Below are 18,218 nucleotides of genomic sequence, written 5' to 3'. Positions count from 1 at the left end.
CCATGGCCGCGATCAAAGGTGGTTACCCTACAGACCGATCGCGGCCATGGGCCGCTCCTACAGAGAAAACGTGCAAAGCACCATCAATGGGCAAACAGCGCTGTTGCGCACCAATTTATTGCAAGCTATCCCGCTGAGTCGCCGCCGAGCCCCATAAAACCCCGCAAAATCCCGGTTGGCACAAACCTTGAATATCTACCGACACCAACACAAAAATTCATCCCCCTAACGAGGCAACGGCGCCTGAACTCTTCGGCAGAAGAGGAAGCGCCTGTGCCACGCCACCGCGCCTTCCCTGCCGAAAATTCAGAACAAGATGGCAGGACTTATGGTTAAACAAAAACTGATCGTGATCGGCAACGGCATGGTGGGCCACCACTTTCTCGAGCAACTGGCCGGTCGGCCGGAAAAAGCTCTCTTCGACGTCACCGTCTTCTGCGCCGAACCCAGGCCCGCCTACGACCGGGTGCACCTGTCGGAGTATTTTGCCGGCCGCTCCGCCGACGACCTGGCGCTGGGCAAGGTTGAACAGTACCGGGAGTGGGGCTTCGAGCTGCTGCTGAATGACACCGCCGTGTCCATCGACCGGGAAAACAAGACCGTCACTTCCGCCAGCGGGGTCAGCAAGTCCTATGACCGCCTGGTGCTGGCCACTGGTTCCTACCCCTTCGTACCCCCGATTCCCGGCCATGAACACGAAAAGTGCTTCGTCTACCGCACCCTGGAAGACCTGGACGCAATCCGCAATGCCTCCCAGGGCGCCAGCATCGGCGTGGTGGTCGGCGGCGGCCTGCTCGGCCTGGAAGCGGCCAACGCGCTGAAGGAACTGGGTCTGGAAGCCCACGTGGTGGAATTCGCCCCGGGGCTCATGTCGGTACAGCTGGACGAGGGCGGTTCAGAACTGCTGAAAAACAAGATCGAGGACCTGGGCGTAACCGTGCACACCAGCACCGCCACCGAACTGATTGAGGAGGTGGACGGCCGCCTGCGCATGCAGTTCAAGGGAGAACGCGAACTCATCACCGACCTGATCGTCTTCTCCGCTGGTATCCGCCCCGAGGACAAGCTGGCGAGATCCGCCGACCTGCAACTGGGCGAGCGCGGCGGCATCGCCGTCGACGAATCCTGCCGCACTTCCGACGAAAATATCTTCGCCATCGGCGAGTGCGCCCTGTTCAACAATTTCATCTACGGCCTGGTGGCCCCCGGCTACACCATGGCCCGCACCGCGCTGGCACAACTGTGCGGCGAGACCAGCGAAGTCTTCACCGGCGCCGACATGAGCACCAAGCTGAAACTGCTCGGCGTGCAGGTGGGCTCTATCGGTGACGCCCACGGCCGCGCCGAGGGTGCCGCGGCAATCACCTTCGTGGACGAGCAGAGCGGCATCTACAAGCGCATGATCACCGACGGTGAGGGCAAAAAACTGCTCGGCGCGGTACTGGTGGGCGACACCGGCGACTACGACCAGTTGCTGCAATACCACCTCAACGATATAGAGCTGCCGGAGCACCCGGAGCAGCTGATACTGCCGGCCGCCGACGGTGCCGCCCCCGCTCTCGGCGCCGGCGCCCTCCCCGCCACCGCCACCATCTGCTCCTGTCACAATGTGAGCAAGGGCCAGATCGTCGACGCGGTACAGGGGGGTTGCTGCTCCCTGGCCGAGGTCAAGGATTCCACCAAAGCCTCCACCGGCTGTGGCGGCTGCGCCGCGCTGCTGAAAAACGTGGTGGACGAGGAATTGGCGGCCCTGGGCCTGGAAGTGAACAACAATATCTGCCCCCACTTCGCCTTTACCCGGCAGGAGCTGTTCCACATAGTCCAGGTGGAGGAAATCAAAACCTTCCCCGAACTGCTGGAAAAACACGGCAGCGGCCGCGGCTGCGAACTCTGCAAACCGGCGGCGGCGTCGATCTTCGCCTCCCTGTGGAACGAGCATATCCTCAAGAAACCGCACGTTGGCCTGCAGGACACCAACGACACCTTTATGGCCAACATGCAGAAAAACGGCACCTACTCCGTGGTGCCGCGGGTGGCCGGCGGCGAGATCACTCCGGACAAGCTGATCGTGCTGGGCCAGGTGGCGAAGAAATACAACCTCTACACCAAAATCACCGGCGGCCAGCGCATCGATTTATTTGGTGCCCGGCTCGAGGAATTGCCGGAAATCTGGCGCGAGCTGATCGACGCCGGCTTCGAAACCGGCCACGCCTACGGCAAATCCCTGCGCACGGTAAAATCCTGTGTGGGCAGTACCTGGTGCCGCTTCGGCGTGCAGGACAGTGTGGGCATGGCACTGGAAGTGGAGAACCGCTACAAGGGCCTGCGCTCGCCGCACAAGATCAAAATGGCGGTGTCCGGCTGCACCCGCGAGTGCGCCGAGGCACAGAGCAAGGACGTGGGGGTTATCGCCACGGAAAACGGCTGGAACCTGTTCGTGTGCGGCAACGGCGGCATGCGCCCGCGCCACGCGGATCTCTTCGCCACCGACCTGGACGACGAGACCCTGATCAAATACATCGACCGCTTCCTGATGTTCTACGTGCGCACCGCCGACAAGCTGCAGCGCACCTCGGTGTGGCTGGAAAACCTGGAGGGCGGCCTCGACTACCTGCGCGAGGTGATCATTGATGACAAGCTGGGAATCTGCGAGGAGCTGGAGGCACAGATGGCCAATATCGTCGGCACCTACCAGTGCGAGTGGAAGACCGCCATCGAGGACCCGGAAATGCTCAAGCGCTTCCGCCAGTTCGTGAACACCGACCAGGCGGACGAGAAAATCGTCTTCGTGGAGGAACGCGGCCAGCCTCGCCCGGCGCGGGAAGAGGAAATCGTAAAAATTGCCGAGCCGGCTTGAATTATCACTTTGAACGGGTTCGGTGGCGGCGCTGCTACCGGGTCCCGGGTCCCGAGTCCCGAGTCCCGAATATCGTAGGAGAACACCATGACCCAAGTTGCCATAACCCACCCCCAGTGGCAGCCGATCTGCAAGCGATCAGATCTGGTTGCCGATTCCGGTGTGTGTGCCCTTGTGGGCGATTCCTCTGTGGGTAACCGCAAAAGCATCGCCCTGTTTTTTCTTCCCGATTGCGAGCCCCAGCTGTACGCCCTGGACAACTGGGACCCGATCGCCAAAGCCGGCGTTATCGCCCGCGGTCTCGTTGCGGAAGTGGACGGCCAGCTCACGGTTGCCTCGCCGCTGTACAAGCAGCATTTTCGCCTGAGCGACGGCGTCTGCCTCGAGGACGAGAACGTTAAGCTGAACAGCTACCCGGTCGCCTTTGACGGCGACACCGTGTGCATCGCCGTCGATCTCTGAACATGGCATTACTCGAGCGCTTTCACGCACAGAAAACCTGCACCACCTGCCCCTACTGTGGTGTGGGCTGCGGTGTAACAGCCACTGTGAAGAGCCGCGGCGATGAACAGGCGGCATCCGTCGCCGGCGACGAGCGGCATCCGGCCAATGCCGGCCGCCTGTGCGTCAAGGGTTCCGCCCTGGCGGAAACCCTGGGTGAACACGGCCGCCTGCTGCGCCCGCGCCTGCGCGGCAGGGAGTGCGACTGGGACAGCGCCATGGATTTTATGGCGAGGCAGTTCAAACGCACCATCGCCGAACACGGCCCCGACTCAGTAGCCTTTTACCTGTCCGGCCAGTTGCTTACCGAGGACTACTACGTCGCCAACAAGCTGATGAAAGGTTTTATCGGCAGCGGCAATGTGGATACCAACTCGCGCCTGTGCATGTCCTCGGCAGTGGCCGCCTACAAGCGCGCGCTCGGCGCCGACGCGGTGCCCTGCTGTTACGGGGATCTGGAAGAGGCGGAGCTGGTGGTGCTGGTGGGCTCCAACGCCGCCTGGACCCACCCGATACTCTTCCAGCGCATGCAGGCGGCAAATGCCAAACTGGTAGTGATCGACCCCCGCGCCAGCGCCACCAGCGAGATGGCGGATCTGCACCTGGCGATCACCCCCGGCAGCGACGGGGCACTGTTTAACGGCCTGCTGAACCACTTGTCCGAGGTGAATTCCCTCGACCGGGAATTCATAAACAATCATACGGAAAACTTTGCGCAGGCTTTGGACGCCGCGGGTGAGTGGACGCCGGAAAAAACCGCCGAACACTGCGGCCTGTCCCTCGACCAGTTGATGGACTTTTTTACGCTTTTTTCGCGCAGCGAAAAAACGATCAGTTTCTATTCCCAGGGCATCAACCAGTCCAGTAGCGGCACCGACAAGAACAACGCGATCATCAACTGCCACCTGGCCACCGGGCGCATCGGAAAGCCCGGCGCCGGCCCCTTTTCCATCACCGGCCAGCCCAATGCCATGGGCGGGCGCGAAGTGGGCGGGCTGGCCAATATGCTCGCCGCACATATGGATTTCACCCCGGAAAATATCGACCGCGTGGGGCGCTTCTGGCGCTCGGGCTCCATGGCGAACAAGCCGGGGCTGAAAGCGGTGGATCTCTTCCGGGCTATCGAAAACGGGGAGATCAAGGCCGTCTGGATCATGGCCACCAACCCGGCGGTGAGTATGCCGGATGCCGGGCGCGTGGCCCGCGCGCTGGAAAAGTGCCCGCTGGTGGTGGTCTCCGATTGCGTGGCGGACACCGACACCGCCCGCTGTGCCGACCTGCTGCTGCCCGCCACCACCTGGGGGGAGAAAAACGGCACCGTAACCAACTCCGAGCGGCGCATCTCCCGTCAAAGATCTTTCCTGACACCACCCGGCGAGGCCCGGCACGACTGGCAGATAATCTGCGACCTGGCCACGCAGATGGGCTTCGGCGAAGCCTTCGCCTACACCCATCCGGTGGATATTTTCCGCGAGCACGCCGCCCTCTCCGGTTTTGAGAACCAAACCGGAAAACCGGGCAGCCGGGCATTCGATATTTCCGCGTTGGCGAACCTCAGCCGGCGCGAATACGACCAGCTGCAGCCGGTACAGTGGCCGGTCAACAGCGCCAATCCGGAAGGAACCCGGCGGTTGTTCGCGGACGGGCGCTTCTATACCGCGAGCGGCCGCGCGCAATTTGTGCCGGTGCAGCCGCGCAGCCCCGAGCAGAAACGCAGCGCCGAATACCCGCTGTGGCTCAACAGCGGCCGCCTGCGCGACCAGTGGCACACCATGACCCGCACCGGCCGCGCGCGCAAACTGCTGGATCACAGCGAACTGCCGGAAATACAGATCAACCCGCGGGATGCCAAACAGTGGCATGTCGACGACGGACAACTGGTGGAAGTGCGCAGCCCCCGGGGCACCCTGTGCGGCCGCGCGGCACTCACCGGGGCGCAAAAAGCCGGGGAGCTGTTCGCCCCCATTCACTGGAGCGAAACCCTGGCACACCGGGCGCGGGTCAGCGCGCTGGCGGAACCGGTCACCGACCCCTACTCGGGCCAGCCGGAGTTCAAACAGCTGTCGGTACGGCTAAAACCGTTGCCCGTGCACAGCTACGCCAGCCTGCTGTGCCGCCGGGAAAGCGCCGACCGCGTTCAGCAGTGGGTGACGGAGGCAAACCTGGTGCACTGGTACCGGGTCCCCTGCAATGGCGGCTACCGCTACGAGCTGGCGCTGCGCGAAGCGCCGGACTGGCGCGCACTGGGAGAGCAACTGCTAGGGCGCAACGACCTGCACTGGCAGCAACTGCGACTGCTCCAGGGAGAGCGCTGGCTGGCCTACGGCCAGCAGGTGGACCTGCTGGTCTTTACCGGTGGGGACTGGCGCACCCTGCCGGACCGCCAGGTATTGGAAAACAGCCTGGAACAGCCGCTGCCCAAGGCACCGGCGCAGCTGCTGCAGAATATTCCCCCCGGTGCGCAGATGGTGTGCAGCTGTATGCAGGTTTCCCGGCAACAGATACAGGAAGCCATCGAACGCGGCGTCGACTCGGTGGATTCCCTGGGCGAGGAACTCGGCTGCGGCACCAACTGCGGTTCCTGCAAACCGGAAATCGCCGGGCTGTTGCGCAAGCTGGCGGAGCAGGCCGCCTGAAAGCCGGGCGGTTCCATTCCGTAGGGTGCGCCGTGCGCACCGACAAACCTTCGGTGCGCACGGCGCACCCTACACGAACCCCGAGCCCCGAGCCCCGAGCCCCGAGCCCCGAGCCCCGAACCCCGAGCCCCGAGCCCCGGGTCCCGGGTCCCGAGTCCCGAATCCCGAATCCCGAGTCCCGAACAGTATTGCATTTCCCCCCAACCGCGCTAAGGTCCCCCCATCCGCAACAAAAAGATAAAACACCATGACCACCGATATCTGCCATCAGAGCGGCCTGATTTCCGTTGAACTGGCCCGCGAGCAGTTGCTGGAGGCCATTGCCCCCCTGAGCGAAACCGAAACCCTTCCCCTGGACCAGGCCTGCGGCCGCGTGCTGGCGAAACCGGCGCAGGCGCAGCTGGACCTGCCCCCCTGCGACAACTCGGCGATGGACGGCTACGCGCTTTGCGGCGAGAGCGACACTCCCCTGCAGCTGGTTGGAAAAAGCCTCGCCGGCCATCCCTTTTCCGGCGCGATCGGCGCCGGCGAGTGCGTGCGCATCACCACCGGTGCGCCGCTGCCCGCGGGCGCCGACCGGGTGGTGATGCAGGAACAGACGGAACTGCAGGGAGACAGGCTCACCCTGAACACGGCCCCGAAAACCGGGGAGCATATCCGCCGCCGCGGCGAGGACGTGCGCAGCGGGGAAACCCTGCTGGACACCGGCGCCGCTCTCAAGGTGCCGGACATCGCCCTGCTCGCCGCCGCCGGCGTGGCACGGGTCACGGTGGTGCGCCGGGTGCGCGCCGCGCTGCTCTCCATCGGCGACGAGCTGCGCTCCCTGGATACCCCCGCCGCGAAACTGGGCGAGGGCAATATCTACGACAGCAACCGCATCGCGATAAAAGCGGCGCTCGCGCAATTGAATCTGGACATCGTCGATCTCGGCTGCCTGCCGGACGAGCCGCGGGCGATCCGCGACGGATTTCTCGCCGCGCGGGAGAGCGCGGACATTATCGTCACCAGCGGCGGCGTCTCCGTGGGCGAAGCGGATTTTACCCGCACGGTGCTGGAGGAACTGGGCCAACTGGAGCTGTGGCGCCTGGCGATCAAACCCGGCAAGCCCTTCGCTTTCGGCCACCTGCCCCGGGAGAGCGGCCGGGCACTGTTTTTCGGCCTGCCCGGCAATCCGGTTTCCGCCCTGGTCACCCTCTACCAACTGGTACTGCCGGCGCTGGAGAAACTAAAAGGCGTGAGCGATGAATATCGCCAGCCGCCGATCCAGTGCCGCGCGCGGCTGCTCAACCCCATCGCCAAGAAACCCGGGCGCCTGGACTACCAGCGCGGTTACACCTGGCGCGACTGTGACGGCCAGCAGGTAGTGCGGAGCACCGGTGTACAAGGCAGCCATATCCTCTCCGGCTTCTCCCGTGCCAACTGTTTTATCGTGCTGCCGCGGGAAGGTGGCAACTGCGATACCGGGGACTGGGTCACCATCGAACCTTTCAGGGCACCACTGGTGTAGGACACTATGTTAAAGATTCAACATATCGACCATATCGTGCTGCGCGTAGCCGATTTGCAGGCGATGATGGATTTTTACCAACTGCTCGGCTGTACCCTGGAACGCACCCAGAAAGATATCGGCCTCTACCAGCTGCGCGCCGGCAACAGCCTGATCGACCTGGTACCGGTGAACCAGAAACTGGGGCGCGCCGGCGGTGCGGCGCCGGGTAAAGAGGGGCGCAATATGGATCACCTGTGCCTGCGTATAGACCCCTTCGACGCTGAGCAGATACTGCAATACCTGCGCGACAACGACATCGAACCCGGGCAGGTGGAATCCCGCTACGGGGCCGAGGGCGAAGGGCCGTCGATCTATGTCAGCGATCCGGAAAACAATGTAGTGGAACTCAAGGGGCCACCCTGGGAAAGTTGAAACCCTTCCGTTCAGGCGCACCCTACGGCACCGTAAACTCAGACAAGGAGGAAAAAAATGCACAGTGAAACACTCGAATACACGGTGGACGGCGAATCGTTTACCGGGTACCTGGCCTACGACGACAGCATCGACGGCGAGCGTCCGGGCATTCTGGTAATTCACGAGTGGTGGGGCCACAACGACTTCGTCCGCGAGCAGGCCGACCGGCTGGCCGCCCTGGGCTATACCGCCTTTGCGCTGGATATGTTCGGTTCCGGCAAGCAGGCGGACAACCCCACCGATGCCGCGGCGCTGATGAATGGCGCTCTCGAGACTCCCGGGGCCGTCAAACAACGTTTCCACACCGCTCTGGACCTGCTGCAGAAACACGAAACCGTCGACGGAGCGCGCATCGCCGCCCAGGGTTACTGCTTCGGCGGCGCCGTGGCACTGAACATGGCTCGGCTGGGGTTGGACCTGAAGGGCGTGGTCAGCTTCCACGGCACGCTGGACAGCGATATCAAGATAGAGCCCGGCACCGTCAAGGCGGAGATCCAGGTCTATGTCGGCGGCGCCGACGATATGATTCCAGTGGACCAGGTGGCGGCCTTTGCCAAAGAGATGCAAACCGCCGAGGTGAAATTCCAGCTGACCAGCTACCCGGGTGTCAAGCACGGTTTTACCAACCCCGCCGCCACCGGCCGCGGCGAAAAATTCAATATTCCGCTGGCCTACAGTGAAACGGCGGCGAGAGATGCCTGGGATGGCGCGGTGAATTTTTATCGCAAGCTGTTTGGCTGAATGTTTCCTGTAGAGGACGAATCTTGTGTTCGCCCCTTGGCGGGCCTGTGGCCCGCTTGCCGAGCTGGAGCTCGGCGCTCCCAGGTGCGGAGCTGGAACCCGCGGTCCCGGGACGCTACTGATCACCGGCCAGATACTGCTGTCCGCTGCCTCTCCCTCCCGCCGCGTTTTCTGTCAGGTGGCCTTCGCCATCTGTGCGCGGGTTTGCGTAGCCATTAACACGCACAAAGACACTTGCCAATAAGACCCTTGCCAATAACATGCCATAGCGAAAAATTATTGCGCACCTCGGAATCGAGGCGGATATCGGCAACTACAGAATTGTCGGTAACTGATCCGTCAACGGCTTGCCGCAAGAGACTCTCCAACAGTCTGGTAGCTGGGAGTTTTCGCCGCACGGGGCTTAGTAAGCTACACCGGATTTGAGGTAGCATGTCGAATTGCCCGGGGAATAGACGACCAGAGGGTTGGGGCAACTTTATTTGAGGAAGGAAGCACAGTGGAACCGATTATTTCAGTCAAGGGGCTCGGCAAAACCTACGCCGGAGGTTTTACCGCTCTTAAAAATATAGACCTGGATATCCGGCGCGGGGAGATCTTCGCCCTGCTGGGGCCGAATGGTGCCGGCAAGACCACCCTGATCAGTATTGTCTGCGGTATCGTCAATCCCACCAGCGGCAGCGTTATCGCAAACGGTTACGATATCCAGCGCGACTACCGCCTGGTGCGCAGCGAGATCGGCTTGGTGCCCCAGGAACTGGCCACCGATGCATTCGAAAGCGTTTGGGCCACGGTAAATTTCAGCCGCGGCCTGTTTGGCAAGGCCCCCAACCCCGCCTATATCGAGAAGCTGCTGCGCCAGCTTTCCCTTTGGGAGAAAAGGGACAGCAAGATCATGGCATTGTCCGGCGGCATGAAGCGCCGGGTGATGATTGCCAAGGCCCTGTCCCACGAGCCCAAGATCCTGTTCCTCGACGAGCCGACCGCCGGGGTGGACGTGGAGCTGCGCCAGGATATGTGGGAGATGGTGCGCGAACTGCGGGAATCGGGAGTGACCATTATTCTCACCACCCACTATATCGAGGAAGCCGAGGAGATGGCCGACCGGGTGGGCGTCATCAATCACGGTGAAGTGATACTGGTGGAGGACAAGCACACCCTGATGCAGAAGATGGGGGAGAAGGAGCTCAGCCTGCATCTGCCGGAACCGCTGGACAGGGTGCCGGAAACCCTGGCGGACCTGCCGCTGACCCTCAGTGCCGACGGCAGCCAACTGGTCTACCGCTTCGATATCAAGAGCAGCGATACCGGCATCACCGAGTTCCTGCGCCGACTGAATGAGGCCAATATCGATTTCCGCGATCTGCACACCCGGGAGAGTTCGCTGGAGGAGATTTTCGTCGGTCTGGTTCGGGGCAAACGCGCAGAGAGTCAACAGCAGTTAACCAAGGAGGCTCAGGAATGAACTGGTACGGCATTCGCGCTATCTACAAGTTTGAAATGGCACGCACCTGGCGCACCCTGATGCAGAGTATCGCCTCACCAGTGCTATCCACCTCGCTCTACTTTATCGTGTTCGGCGCCGCTATCGGCTCGCGCATGGGGGATATAGACGGGGTCAGTTACGGGGCGTTTATCATCCCCGGGCTGATCATGCTGTCGCTGCTGAGTGAGAGCATTTCCAACGCCTCCTTCGGGATTTTCTTTCCCAAGTTCTCCGGCACCATCTACGAGGTACTCTCGGCACCGGTATCGGCATTCGAAGTCGTCGCCGGCTATGTGGGAGCGGCGGCCAGCAAATCGATTATCCTCGGTCTGCTGATCCTGGCCACCGCGCGCTTCTTCGTCGACTACGAAATCGTGCACCCCTTCTGGATGCTGGGCTTCCTGGTGCTGACCGCACTCACCTTCAGCATGTTCGGTTTCATCATCGGAATCTGGGCGGACGACTTCCAGAAACTGCAGGTGATACCGCTGATGGTGGTCACTCCGCTCACCTTCCTCGGCGGTGCCTTCTACTCCATCAATATGCTGCCGGAGCTCTGGCAGAAGATCACTCTCTTCAACCCGGTGGTCTACCTGATCAGCGGCTTCCGCTGGGCCTTCTACGGGGTTTCCGATGTGAACGTGGGGATCAGCCTGGGGATGACGCTGCTATTCCTGCTGCTGTGTATGACCGGCATCTGGTGGATTTTCCGTACCGGTTACCGGCTCAAAACCTGATTTATCGGGACTCGGGACTTTCAGAATTGCGCTGTAGGAGCGGGCCATGCCCGCGATCGAGGGGGCGGCAAACACCGATCGCGGGCATGGCGGATGGCCGCCCCGCCCCTCCTACATTCAGGCGCTGTAAGCGCGCAAAAAAACTTTCACCACCTTTTCCACCCGCTCGCGGATTTCCGCTTCCGTGGACGCGTCGCAACAGCCGATCAGCACCCGCATGTGCTTGCATCCCTGCAGCATGCCGAAGAAATACTCCGCCGCCGCCGCCGGATCGTCCACCTGCAGCAGCTCCAGTTCCGCGGCCCGGCGCAAAAAGCGCTCCATTTCCGTCAGGGTGCGCTTCGGGCCGGCCTCAAAGAACAACCGCGCCATATCCCCATCCTGCGACGCCATGCCGCACATCAGGCGAAGCAGGCGGACGGCGTCCTCGCTGTCAATCATGGTCAGGAAGGCCGCGCCGATGCGATTCAGCATCTCCTCCACCGGGCCGCCCTTCTCCAGGGTAAGCTCCGGAAACGGCAACTGATCGACGCACTTGGATTCAACCGCCGCGGAAAACAGGCTCTCCTTGTCGGAAAAGTGGCTGTAGACGGTGAGTTTGGACACCCCCGCCTCTGCGGCCACCGCATCCATACTGGTGCTGGCAAACCCCTGGGACAGAAACAGCTCCTTGGCTGCATCGAGGATGGCCTGGCGCTTGGCCGGGTCCTTGGGGCGGCCGCGGGATGCGACCGGTGAAGCCTTCTCAGTCATAATTCTCCATATACTGGACTCGCGAGTTCAATAAAATTACTATACTGCCCAGTATAGCATTACCGACCAACGCTAACGCCCTTTTTATCACCGGCACCCCGGTGCCGCGCATATCAGCAGGAATGGGACTCCTTTATGTACCGATCACTACTGCTCGCAACACTGCCACTCTGGCTGACACTCGCCGCCTGCTCACCGGCGGAACCAGAAAAAGACGAGGAAAAACCCCGCCCTGCGGTGATGGTTCACCCGAGGGTCGCGGGGGCATTGCATGAGGTGTTCCCCGGCGAGGTTCGCGCCCGCTCCCAACCGGCCCTGGCCTTCCGCATCGGCGGCAAGATCAGTCGGCGCCTGGTGGATGTGGGCGACCGGGTCGAGCGGGGCCAGCCCCTGGCGGAACTCAACGCCGAGGACCTGCGCCTGGAACTGGACAGTGCCCGCGCAAGGCTCACCTCCGCGGAGGCGGAACACCGCCTGGCCAGCAGCGAGCTGGAGCGCTACCGCGCTCTGCTGCAGCGCCAGTTGGTCAGCGCCTCGCAGTTCGACGCTGTCGAGAGCCGTTTCGATACCAGTGCCGCCCAGCTCAAGCAGGCCCGCGCGCAACTGGATGTCACCCGCAACCAGGCCGGTTATGCGGTGCTGGAAGCACCCCAGAGCGGTGTTATCGCCCAGCGCCTGGCAGAGGCGGGACAGGTGGTCGCCGCCGGCCAGGCGGTGTTCGAACTGGCCGTGGACGGCGAGCGCGAAGTGCGTATCGACCTGCCGGAGCAGGCTATCGGCCGTTTCAAAGTCGGCCAGGCGCTGGCGGTGGAACTCTGGTCGCGGCCGGGCCAGCTCTTCCCGGCCCATATTCGCGAACTGTCCCCGGCGGCGGACGCCGCCTCGCGCACCTTTGAGGCGCGGGTGGCCTTCGACAATGACAAGGCCGGCGCCGAACTCGGCCAGAGCGCGCGGGTATTCGTGGACGGCAAATCCTCCCGGGGTGCCCTGGTGCTGCCCATGTCCGCACTCACCGCCGACGGCGACCAGCCCTACGTGTGGGTGCTGGATCCACAGCAATCGACCCTGCACAAGACACCGGTAACCGCGGGCCCCTACGGCGAGGAGCAGGTGCCGGTACTGGCGGGCCTGCAGCCCGGCGACTGGGTCGTGGCCGCCGGCACCCATCTGCTGCGGGAAGGTCAGCGGGTGCGCCCGGTGGACAGAATGAATCGCCCGATCGATCTCGACAGATCCATCGCCCAGCGGCAGTAAACATGGACTTCTGTAGGGTGGATAAGCGTCAGCGCATCCACCGACCGGCGTGGTGGATGCGCTGACGCTTATCCACCCCACGGGGCCCCGCAACCAGATCCTGCCAGGAATAATCACAATGGGTTTCAATCTTTCCGAGTGGGCACTGAAAAACCGCCCGCTGGTGCTCTACGCCATGATCCTGCTCGGCCTTCTGGGCGCCATCTCCTATTCCCAGTTGGGCCAGAGCGAGGACCCGCCATTCACTTTCAAGGTGATGGTGGTCAACACCCTCTGGCCCGGCGCCGGTGCCGAGGAGGTATCCCGCCAGATTACCGAACGGGTGGAAAAGAAGCTGATGGAAACCGGCGACTACGACCGCATCACCTCGTTTTCCCGCCCCGGCCAGTCCCAGGTGCTGTTTGTCGCCCGCGACGATATGCGCTCCAGCGAGATCCCGGACCTCTGGTACCAGGTGCGCAAAAAAGTCGGTGATATCCGCCACACACTGCCGCCGGATATCCAGGGCCCCTTCTTCAACGACGAGTTCGGCACCACCTTCGGCAACATCTACGCGCTCACCGGGCCCGGCTTCGACTACGCACTGAAAAAAGACTATGCGGAACGCCTGCAGCTGGCGCTGCAGCGGGTGAAGGATGTGGGCAAGGTGGAACTGCTCGGCCTGCAGGACGAAAAAATCTGGGTGGAAATTTCCAACACCAAGCTGGCCTCCCTGGGGATTCCCCTGTCCTCGGTGCAGAGCGTACTGCAGTCGCAGAACAGCGTGGCCGATGCCGGTTTTGTGGATACCGTCAGCGACCGCGTGCGCATACGGGTGAGCGGCCAGTTCCAGTCGGTGGAAGAAATTCGCAATTTTCCCATCAGTGCCGGGGGGCGCACCCAGCGCCTGGGTGATATTGCCAAGGTGCACCGCGGCTTCAGCGACCCACCGCAGCCGCGCATGCGCTTTATGGGCGAGGACGCCATCGGCATCGCGGTATCCATGAAGGCCGGCGGCGACATTCTGGAACTGGGGGAAAATCTCGACGCGACCTTCGCCGAGCTGCAGCGGGACCTGCCCCTGGGGCTCGAGCTGCGCAAGGTTTCGGACCAGCCGGCGGCGGTAAAGCGCGGCGTGGGCGAATTCCTGCAGGTGCTGGCAGAGGCGCTGGCGATCGTGCTGCTGGTGAGTTTTTTCTCCCTCGGTGCGCGCATCGGGCTGGTGGTGGCGCTGTCGATACCCCTGGTGCTGGCGATGACCTTTGCGCTGATGCACTACTTCGGTATCGGCCTGCACAAGATTTCCCTCGGCGCCCTGGTGCTGGCCCTCGGCCTGATGGTGGACGACGCCATCATCGCGGTGGAAATGATGGCGATCAAAATGGAACAGGGGCTGAGTCGCATCAAGGCCGCCGGTTTCGCCTGGACCAGCACCGCCTTCCCGATGCTCACCGGCACCCTGATCACCGCCGCAGGCTTCCTGCCCATCGCCACGGCGCAGTCAGGCACCGGTGAGTACACCCGCTCGATTTTCCAGGTGGTGACCCTGTCACTGCTGGCTTCCTGGGTCGCCGCCGTGGTCTTTGTACCCTACCTGGGCGACCGCCTGCTCCCCAACCTGACACGACACGGCAGCAGCGGCGAGATCCACGACCCCTATGAAAAACCCTTCTACCGGCGTTTCCGCAGGCTGCTGCTCTGGTGCCTGCGCCACCGCAAGACCGTGATAGCACTGACGCTAGCGGTTTTCGTCGGCGCCCTGGTCCTGTTCCGCTTCGTGCCGCAGCAGTTTTTCCCCTCGTCCAGCCGCCTGGAGCTGATGGTGGACCTGAAACTCGCCGAGGGCGCTTCACTGAAAGCCACCGAACACCAGGCCGTGCGCCTGGAAACGCTGCTGGCCCAGAACCCGCTGGTGGTCAACTATGTAGCCTATGTGGGCACCGGCTCGCCGCGCTTTTACCTGCCACTGGACCAGCAGCTGCCGGCGGCCAGCTTTGCCCAGTTCGTTGTGCAGACGCGCAGCGTGGAGGAACGCGAAGAGGTGCGCAGTTGGCTGATCGGAATTCTGCGCGAGGAGTTCCCCACCCTGCGCTCACGTGTGTCGCGGCTGGAGAACGGCCCTCCGGTGGGCTATCCGGTGCAGTTCCGCGTATCCGGTGAACACATCCCCGAGGTGCGCGAACTGGCGCGCGCGGTGGCGGAGAAGGTGCGCGCAAACCCGGCGGTGTCCAACGTGCACCTGGACTGGGAGGAGCCCAGCAAGTCGGTGCGCCTGAATATCGACCAGGACCGCGCCCGCACCCTGGGCGTCAACTCGGCCGCCCTGTCCCGCGCGCTGCAGAGTTCCCTCAGCGGTATCACCGTGGGCCAATACCGCGAGTACAACGAGCTGATCGACGTGGAGGTGCGCGGCGACGAGCGCGAACGCCGGGCCCTGGGATTGCTTGGAAACCTGGCGGTGCAGACCGACAGCGGTAACAGCGTGCCGCTCAACCAGGTGGCCACATTGGAGTACGGATTTGAAGAGGGGGTTATCTGGCACCGCAACCGGCTGCCGACGGTGACGGTGCGCGCGGACATCTACGGCGATCAGCTGCCGGCGACCGTGGTCGGCGAAATATGGCCGCAACTGAGCGATGTTCGCGCCCAGCTGCCGCCGGGCTACCTGCTGGAAATCGGCGGCAGCGTGGAGGAATCCGCGCGCGGCCAGCAGTCGGTGAACGCCGGTATGCCGCTGTTTGTACTGGTTGTCATCACGCTGCTGATGCTGCAGCTGCGCAGCTTCTCCCTGTCGACCATGGTGTTTCTCACCGCGCCGCTGGGCATTATCGGGGTGACCCTGTTCCTGCTACTGTTCCGCCAGCCGTTCGGGTTTGTGGCCATGCTCGGCACCATTGCCCTGGCGGGCATGATCATGCGCAACTCAGTCATTCTGGTGGACCAGATCCAACAGGATATCGAACAGGGGCTCAGCCCCTGGGACGCCATCATCGAGTCCACGGTGCGCCGCTTCCGGCCCATCGCATTGACGGCACTGACCGCGGTGCTGGCGATGATTCCCCTATCCCGCAGCGACTTCTTCGGCCCCATGGCAGTGGCGATCATGGGCGGGCTGATCGTGGCCACTGCACTGACGCTGCTGTTTTTGCCGGCGCTCTATGCGGCTTGGTTCCAAGTGCGCGAGGGGGAAATGCCGGAGCCGGCGCCACGGCGAAATTTCGCCGTCGGTTTCGCACAACTGCGCAAGCGTCTGCTCATCCTACGGGACTGAACTGCGCCTTGTAGGAGCGGCGGGGCGGCCATCCGCCATGCCCGCGATCGGTGTTTGCCATACCTCGATCGCGGGCATGGCCCGCTCCTACTCCCGGCTCCCGGCCAATGAGTCGTAGACTATTCCGGTCCACAGGTCCGGCTTCATAAAGCCCTGGCCGTACTGCTGATCGAAATCCCTGGTGGGCCGCGCGGCTATGACCTCTTCGCGGCTCTTGCCCTGCTGAATCAGTGCCAGGATCTTCCCGCGCAGGGCCACCAAGGTATCGCGGTACTTTTGCAGACCCGCCTTGTCGGCCAGAGGGCCGTGGCCGGGGATGATTTTCGTCTGGTCGTCGGCCAGTTTCAGCACCCGCTCCGCACTGGCGATCACACCATCGAAGGAGCCGCCGGAGGAGAGATCAATAAACGGATAAGTGCCGTTGAAAAAGGTATCGCCCATGTGGATGACGTTGGCCTTTTTGAAGTGCACGATGGAATCCCCATCGGTATGCGCCGGGTCTACGTGCTGAACAATCACATCGTCGCCGTTCCAGTGGAAGGCGGCGGCGTCAGTGAATGTAATCACCGGCAGCGCCGCATCCGGCGAGGCGGGTACCTCGCGGCCGAATGCCTTTATAAATTGTTTGGTGCTCATGCGCTTGCGCACATTTTCGTGGGCGACAATCAGCGCACCCGTCTCGCCCAGTGTCTCATTGCCGCCGGTGTGGTCGCCGTGCCAGTGGGTGTTGATCACAAAACGCAGCGGCTTGTCGGTGAGCCCCACTACCGCTTTCTGAATCTTTGCGGAGAGTGGCGCAAACTGGTCATCCACCATAAAGGCGCCGTCCTCCCCTGCGAACAGGGCGATATTCCCCCCAGCGCCCTGCAGCATATACAGATTGTCCGCCACTTTTTTACTACTGATCTCCACACCGGAAAAGTCATTCTGGGCCACCAGATGGTCGGCGACCAGAAATAGCAAAAAGCCCAGAGTAGCAAGAATCCTGTTCATTATTGTCCTCCCGAAGTTTCCCGCTCCCGCAACAGGGAGCGCAGTATGTCCGGCCTGTCGGTGACGATACCGTCCACTCCCAGGTCGATGTAGTGTTGCATATCCGCGGTGTCGTTCACCGTCCACACCGACAGATGCAGTTTGCATCTGCGCGCAGCGCGCAGAAAACTTGGCGAAAACACCTTGATTCCGTAGTAGCGCATGGGCAGCTGCATGGTCTGGTAACCCGGCTTCAGCAGCCACTCCAGGCGCAGCAGTTGCGCAGCGTAAAACAGCAGTGCGTCCAGGGTGGCAGCGCCGGTGGCCGCTCCGGGGCAAAGCCGGCGAAATTCGCCGATTACCCGCTGGTGGAAAGAGGAGACGATCACCCGGCTGTGGCGGTCGAAACGCCGGATGCTGTCGCACAGAGCCCGCGCCGCCTTCGCATCGTTGTTTTTCAGCTCGATAATCACCGGCATTTCCGGCAGCGCGGCGAATACCTCGTCGATGGTGACTATACGCAACGGCTGCCGGCGATAGGGATAGTTTTTGCCGTCCGGGCTCCAGTTGTGGGCTATATTCAGCCGGCGCAGCTCCGCCAGGCTCATCTCCGCAATAGCGCCGCTGCCATCGGTGATGCGGTCCACGCGGGTATCGTGCATCAATACCAAGTGGCCGTCGGCGGTGAGGTTCAGGTCCAGCTCCACCGCATCCACCCCCAGTTCGGCCATTTTCTGCAGATACAGCAGGGTGTTGCCCGGATACAGGCCGCGGCCCATGTTGTCGCCGTGGGCGATTACCATCGGGCCATGTCTTTTGGGCAGGTTGAGCTTCGAGGGATGGGACATCGGTTACCGGAATGAATTATTTGCAGTGTTCCCCTGTAGGGGCGGCCCATGGCCGCGATCGGCTTGTGCTATCGACAGATACCGATCGCGGCCATGGGCCGCTTCTCTAAAGCGGCCCCTGAAGTCAACCACTAATCTGGTTTTTGCACTGGACAGCTGTTACTGAGTTTCAGGCTTCTCTACGTGGTCGCCTTTGGCGCCGACAAGATGTAATCGGAGC

At 62.6% G+C, this 18,218-nt stretch carries 13 protein-coding genes; 10 read left to right on the top strand and 3 right to left on the bottom strand.

The window, feature by feature from the left end; translation table 11 throughout:
• The first annotated feature begins 328 nt into the window (after window positions 1–328).
• From nirB to ACRC0P_RS19640, 8 genes are all read left to right on the top strand, one after another.
• Window positions 329–2,857, top strand: a complete 2,529-nt coding sequence (gene nirB / locus ACRC0P_RS19675) for a nitrite reductase large subunit NirB (protein WP_438633010.1) — start codon at window positions 329–331, stop codon at window positions 2,855–2,857.
• An 87-nt stretch (window positions 2,858–2,944) separates the two neighbouring features.
• Window positions 2,945–3,319 carry a nitrite reductase small subunit NirD gene (gene nirD / locus ACRC0P_RS19670; protein ID WP_438633009.1) on the top strand — a complete coding sequence of 125 codons (375 nt, stop codon included), beginning with the start codon at window positions 2,945–2,947 and terminating at the stop codon, window positions 3,317–3,319.
• 2 nt (window positions 3,320–3,321) lie between these two features.
• A complete protein-coding gene (locus ACRC0P_RS19665; RefSeq protein WP_438633008.1) occupies window positions 3,322–5,994 on the top strand; it encodes a nitrate reductase in 2,673 nt (890 codons plus the stop codon).
• Window positions 5,995–6,241: 247 nt separating this feature from the next.
• Window positions 6,242–7,501, top strand: coding sequence for a molybdopterin molybdotransferase MoeA (gene moeA / locus ACRC0P_RS19660; protein WP_438633007.1), 1,260 nt, complete (start codon window positions 6,242–6,244; stop codon window positions 7,499–7,501).
• A gap of 6 nt (window positions 7,502–7,507) precedes the next feature.
• On the top strand, window positions 7,508–7,915 hold the full coding sequence (locus ACRC0P_RS19655; RefSeq protein ID WP_438633006.1) for a VOC family protein: 408 nt from the start codon (window positions 7,508–7,510) through the stop codon (window positions 7,913–7,915).
• 57 nt (window positions 7,916–7,972) lie between these two features.
• A complete protein-coding gene (locus ACRC0P_RS19650; RefSeq protein ID WP_438633005.1) occupies window positions 7,973–8,698 on the top strand; it encodes a dienelactone hydrolase family protein in 726 nt (241 codons plus the stop codon).
• Window positions 8,699–9,197: 499 nt separating this feature from the next.
• Window positions 9,198–10,163 (top strand): ABC transporter ATP-binding protein, encoded by a 966-nt coding sequence (locus tag ACRC0P_RS19645; protein ID WP_438633004.1) that lies wholly within the window; start codon window positions 9,198–9,200, stop codon window positions 10,161–10,163.
• A complete protein-coding gene (locus ACRC0P_RS19640; RefSeq protein ID WP_438633003.1) occupies window positions 10,160–10,921 on the top strand; it encodes an ABC transporter permease in 762 nt (253 codons plus the stop codon). The genes ACRC0P_RS19645 and ACRC0P_RS19640 overlap by 4 nt, the downstream gene beginning before the upstream one ends.
• Window positions 10,922–11,038: 117 nt before the next feature.
• Here the strand turns inward: ACRC0P_RS19640 and ACRC0P_RS19635 are convergent, their stop codons facing one another.
• Entirely contained in the window at window positions 11,039–11,674 is a 636-nt protein-coding gene (locus ACRC0P_RS19635) for a TetR/AcrR family transcriptional regulator (protein ID WP_438633002.1), read from the bottom strand.
• Window positions 11,675–11,809: 135 nt separating this feature from the next.
• Here ACRC0P_RS19635 and ACRC0P_RS19630 point away from each other — a divergent pair, with 135 nt between their 5' ends.
• Both ACRC0P_RS19630 and ACRC0P_RS19625 read left to right on the top strand, forming a co-directional pair.
• A complete protein-coding gene (locus ACRC0P_RS19630; RefSeq protein ID WP_438633001.1) occupies window positions 11,810–12,928 on the top strand; it encodes an efflux RND transporter periplasmic adaptor subunit in 1,119 nt (372 codons plus the stop codon).
• Between the two features lie 118 nt (window positions 12,929–13,046).
• On the top strand, window positions 13,047–16,178 hold the full coding sequence (locus tag ACRC0P_RS19625; RefSeq protein ID WP_438633000.1) for an efflux RND transporter permease subunit: 3,132 nt from the start codon (window positions 13,047–13,049) through the stop codon (window positions 16,176–16,178).
• An 87-nt stretch (window positions 16,179–16,265) separates the two neighbouring features.
• Here the strand turns inward: ACRC0P_RS19625 and ACRC0P_RS19620 are convergent, their stop codons facing one another.
• A complete protein-coding gene (locus tag ACRC0P_RS19620) occupies window positions 16,266–17,171 on the bottom strand; it encodes an MBL fold metallo-hydrolase (RefSeq protein ID WP_438632999.1) in 906 nt (301 codons plus the stop codon).
• Entirely contained in the window at window positions 17,171–17,953 is a 783-nt protein-coding gene (locus tag ACRC0P_RS19615; protein WP_438632998.1) for a glycerophosphodiester phosphodiesterase, read from the bottom strand. Before ACRC0P_RS19615 ends, ACRC0P_RS19620 begins: the two co-directional genes overlap by 1 nt.
• Window positions 17,954–18,218 lie beyond the last annotated feature (265 nt).

Origin of the sequence: Microbulbifer sp. (genome assembly GCF_051659245.1) — a bacterium.
GTDB lineage: Bacteria > Pseudomonadota > Gammaproteobacteria > Pseudomonadales > Cellvibrionaceae > Microbulbifer.
This window is presented reverse-complemented; position numbering and strand designations above follow the sequence as displayed.

Coding starts and splice junctions, on each gene's coding strand:
- nirB (WP_438633010.1), top strand. CDS start 329: ATGGTTAAACAAAAACTGATCGTGATCGGCAACGGCATGGTGGGCCAC.
- nirD (WP_438633009.1), top strand. CDS start 2,945: ATGACCCAAGTTGCCATAACCCACCCCCAGTGGCAGCCGATCTGCAAG.
- ACRC0P_RS19665 (WP_438633008.1), top strand. CDS start 3,322: ATGGCATTACTCGAGCGCTTTCACGCACAGAAAACCTGCACCACCTGC.
- moeA (WP_438633007.1), top strand. CDS start 6,242: ATGACCACCGATATCTGCCATCAGAGCGGCCTGATTTCCGTTGAACTG.
- ACRC0P_RS19655 (WP_438633006.1), top strand. CDS start 7,508: ATGTTAAAGATTCAACATATCGACCATATCGTGCTGCGCGTAGCCGAT.
- ACRC0P_RS19650 (WP_438633005.1), top strand. CDS start 7,973: ATGCACAGTGAAACACTCGAATACACGGTGGACGGCGAATCGTTTACC.
- ACRC0P_RS19640 (WP_438633003.1), top strand. CDS start 10,160: ATGAACTGGTACGGCATTCGCGCTATCTACAAGTTTGAAATGGCACGC.
- ACRC0P_RS19635 (WP_438633002.1), bottom strand. CDS start 11,674: ATGACTGAGAAGGCTTCACCGGTCGCATCCCGCGGCCGCCCCAAGGAC.
- ACRC0P_RS19630 (WP_438633001.1), top strand. CDS start 11,810: ATGTACCGATCACTACTGCTCGCAACACTGCCACTCTGGCTGACACTC.
- ACRC0P_RS19625 (WP_438633000.1), top strand. CDS start 13,047: ATGGGTTTCAATCTTTCCGAGTGGGCACTGAAAAACCGCCCGCTGGTG.
- ACRC0P_RS19620 (WP_438632999.1), bottom strand. CDS start 17,171: ATGAACAGGATTCTTGCTACTCTGGGCTTTTTGCTATTTCTGGTCGCC.
- ACRC0P_RS19615 (WP_438632998.1), bottom strand. CDS start 17,953: ATGGTAATCGCCCACGGCGACAACATGGGCCGCGGCCTGTATCCGGGC.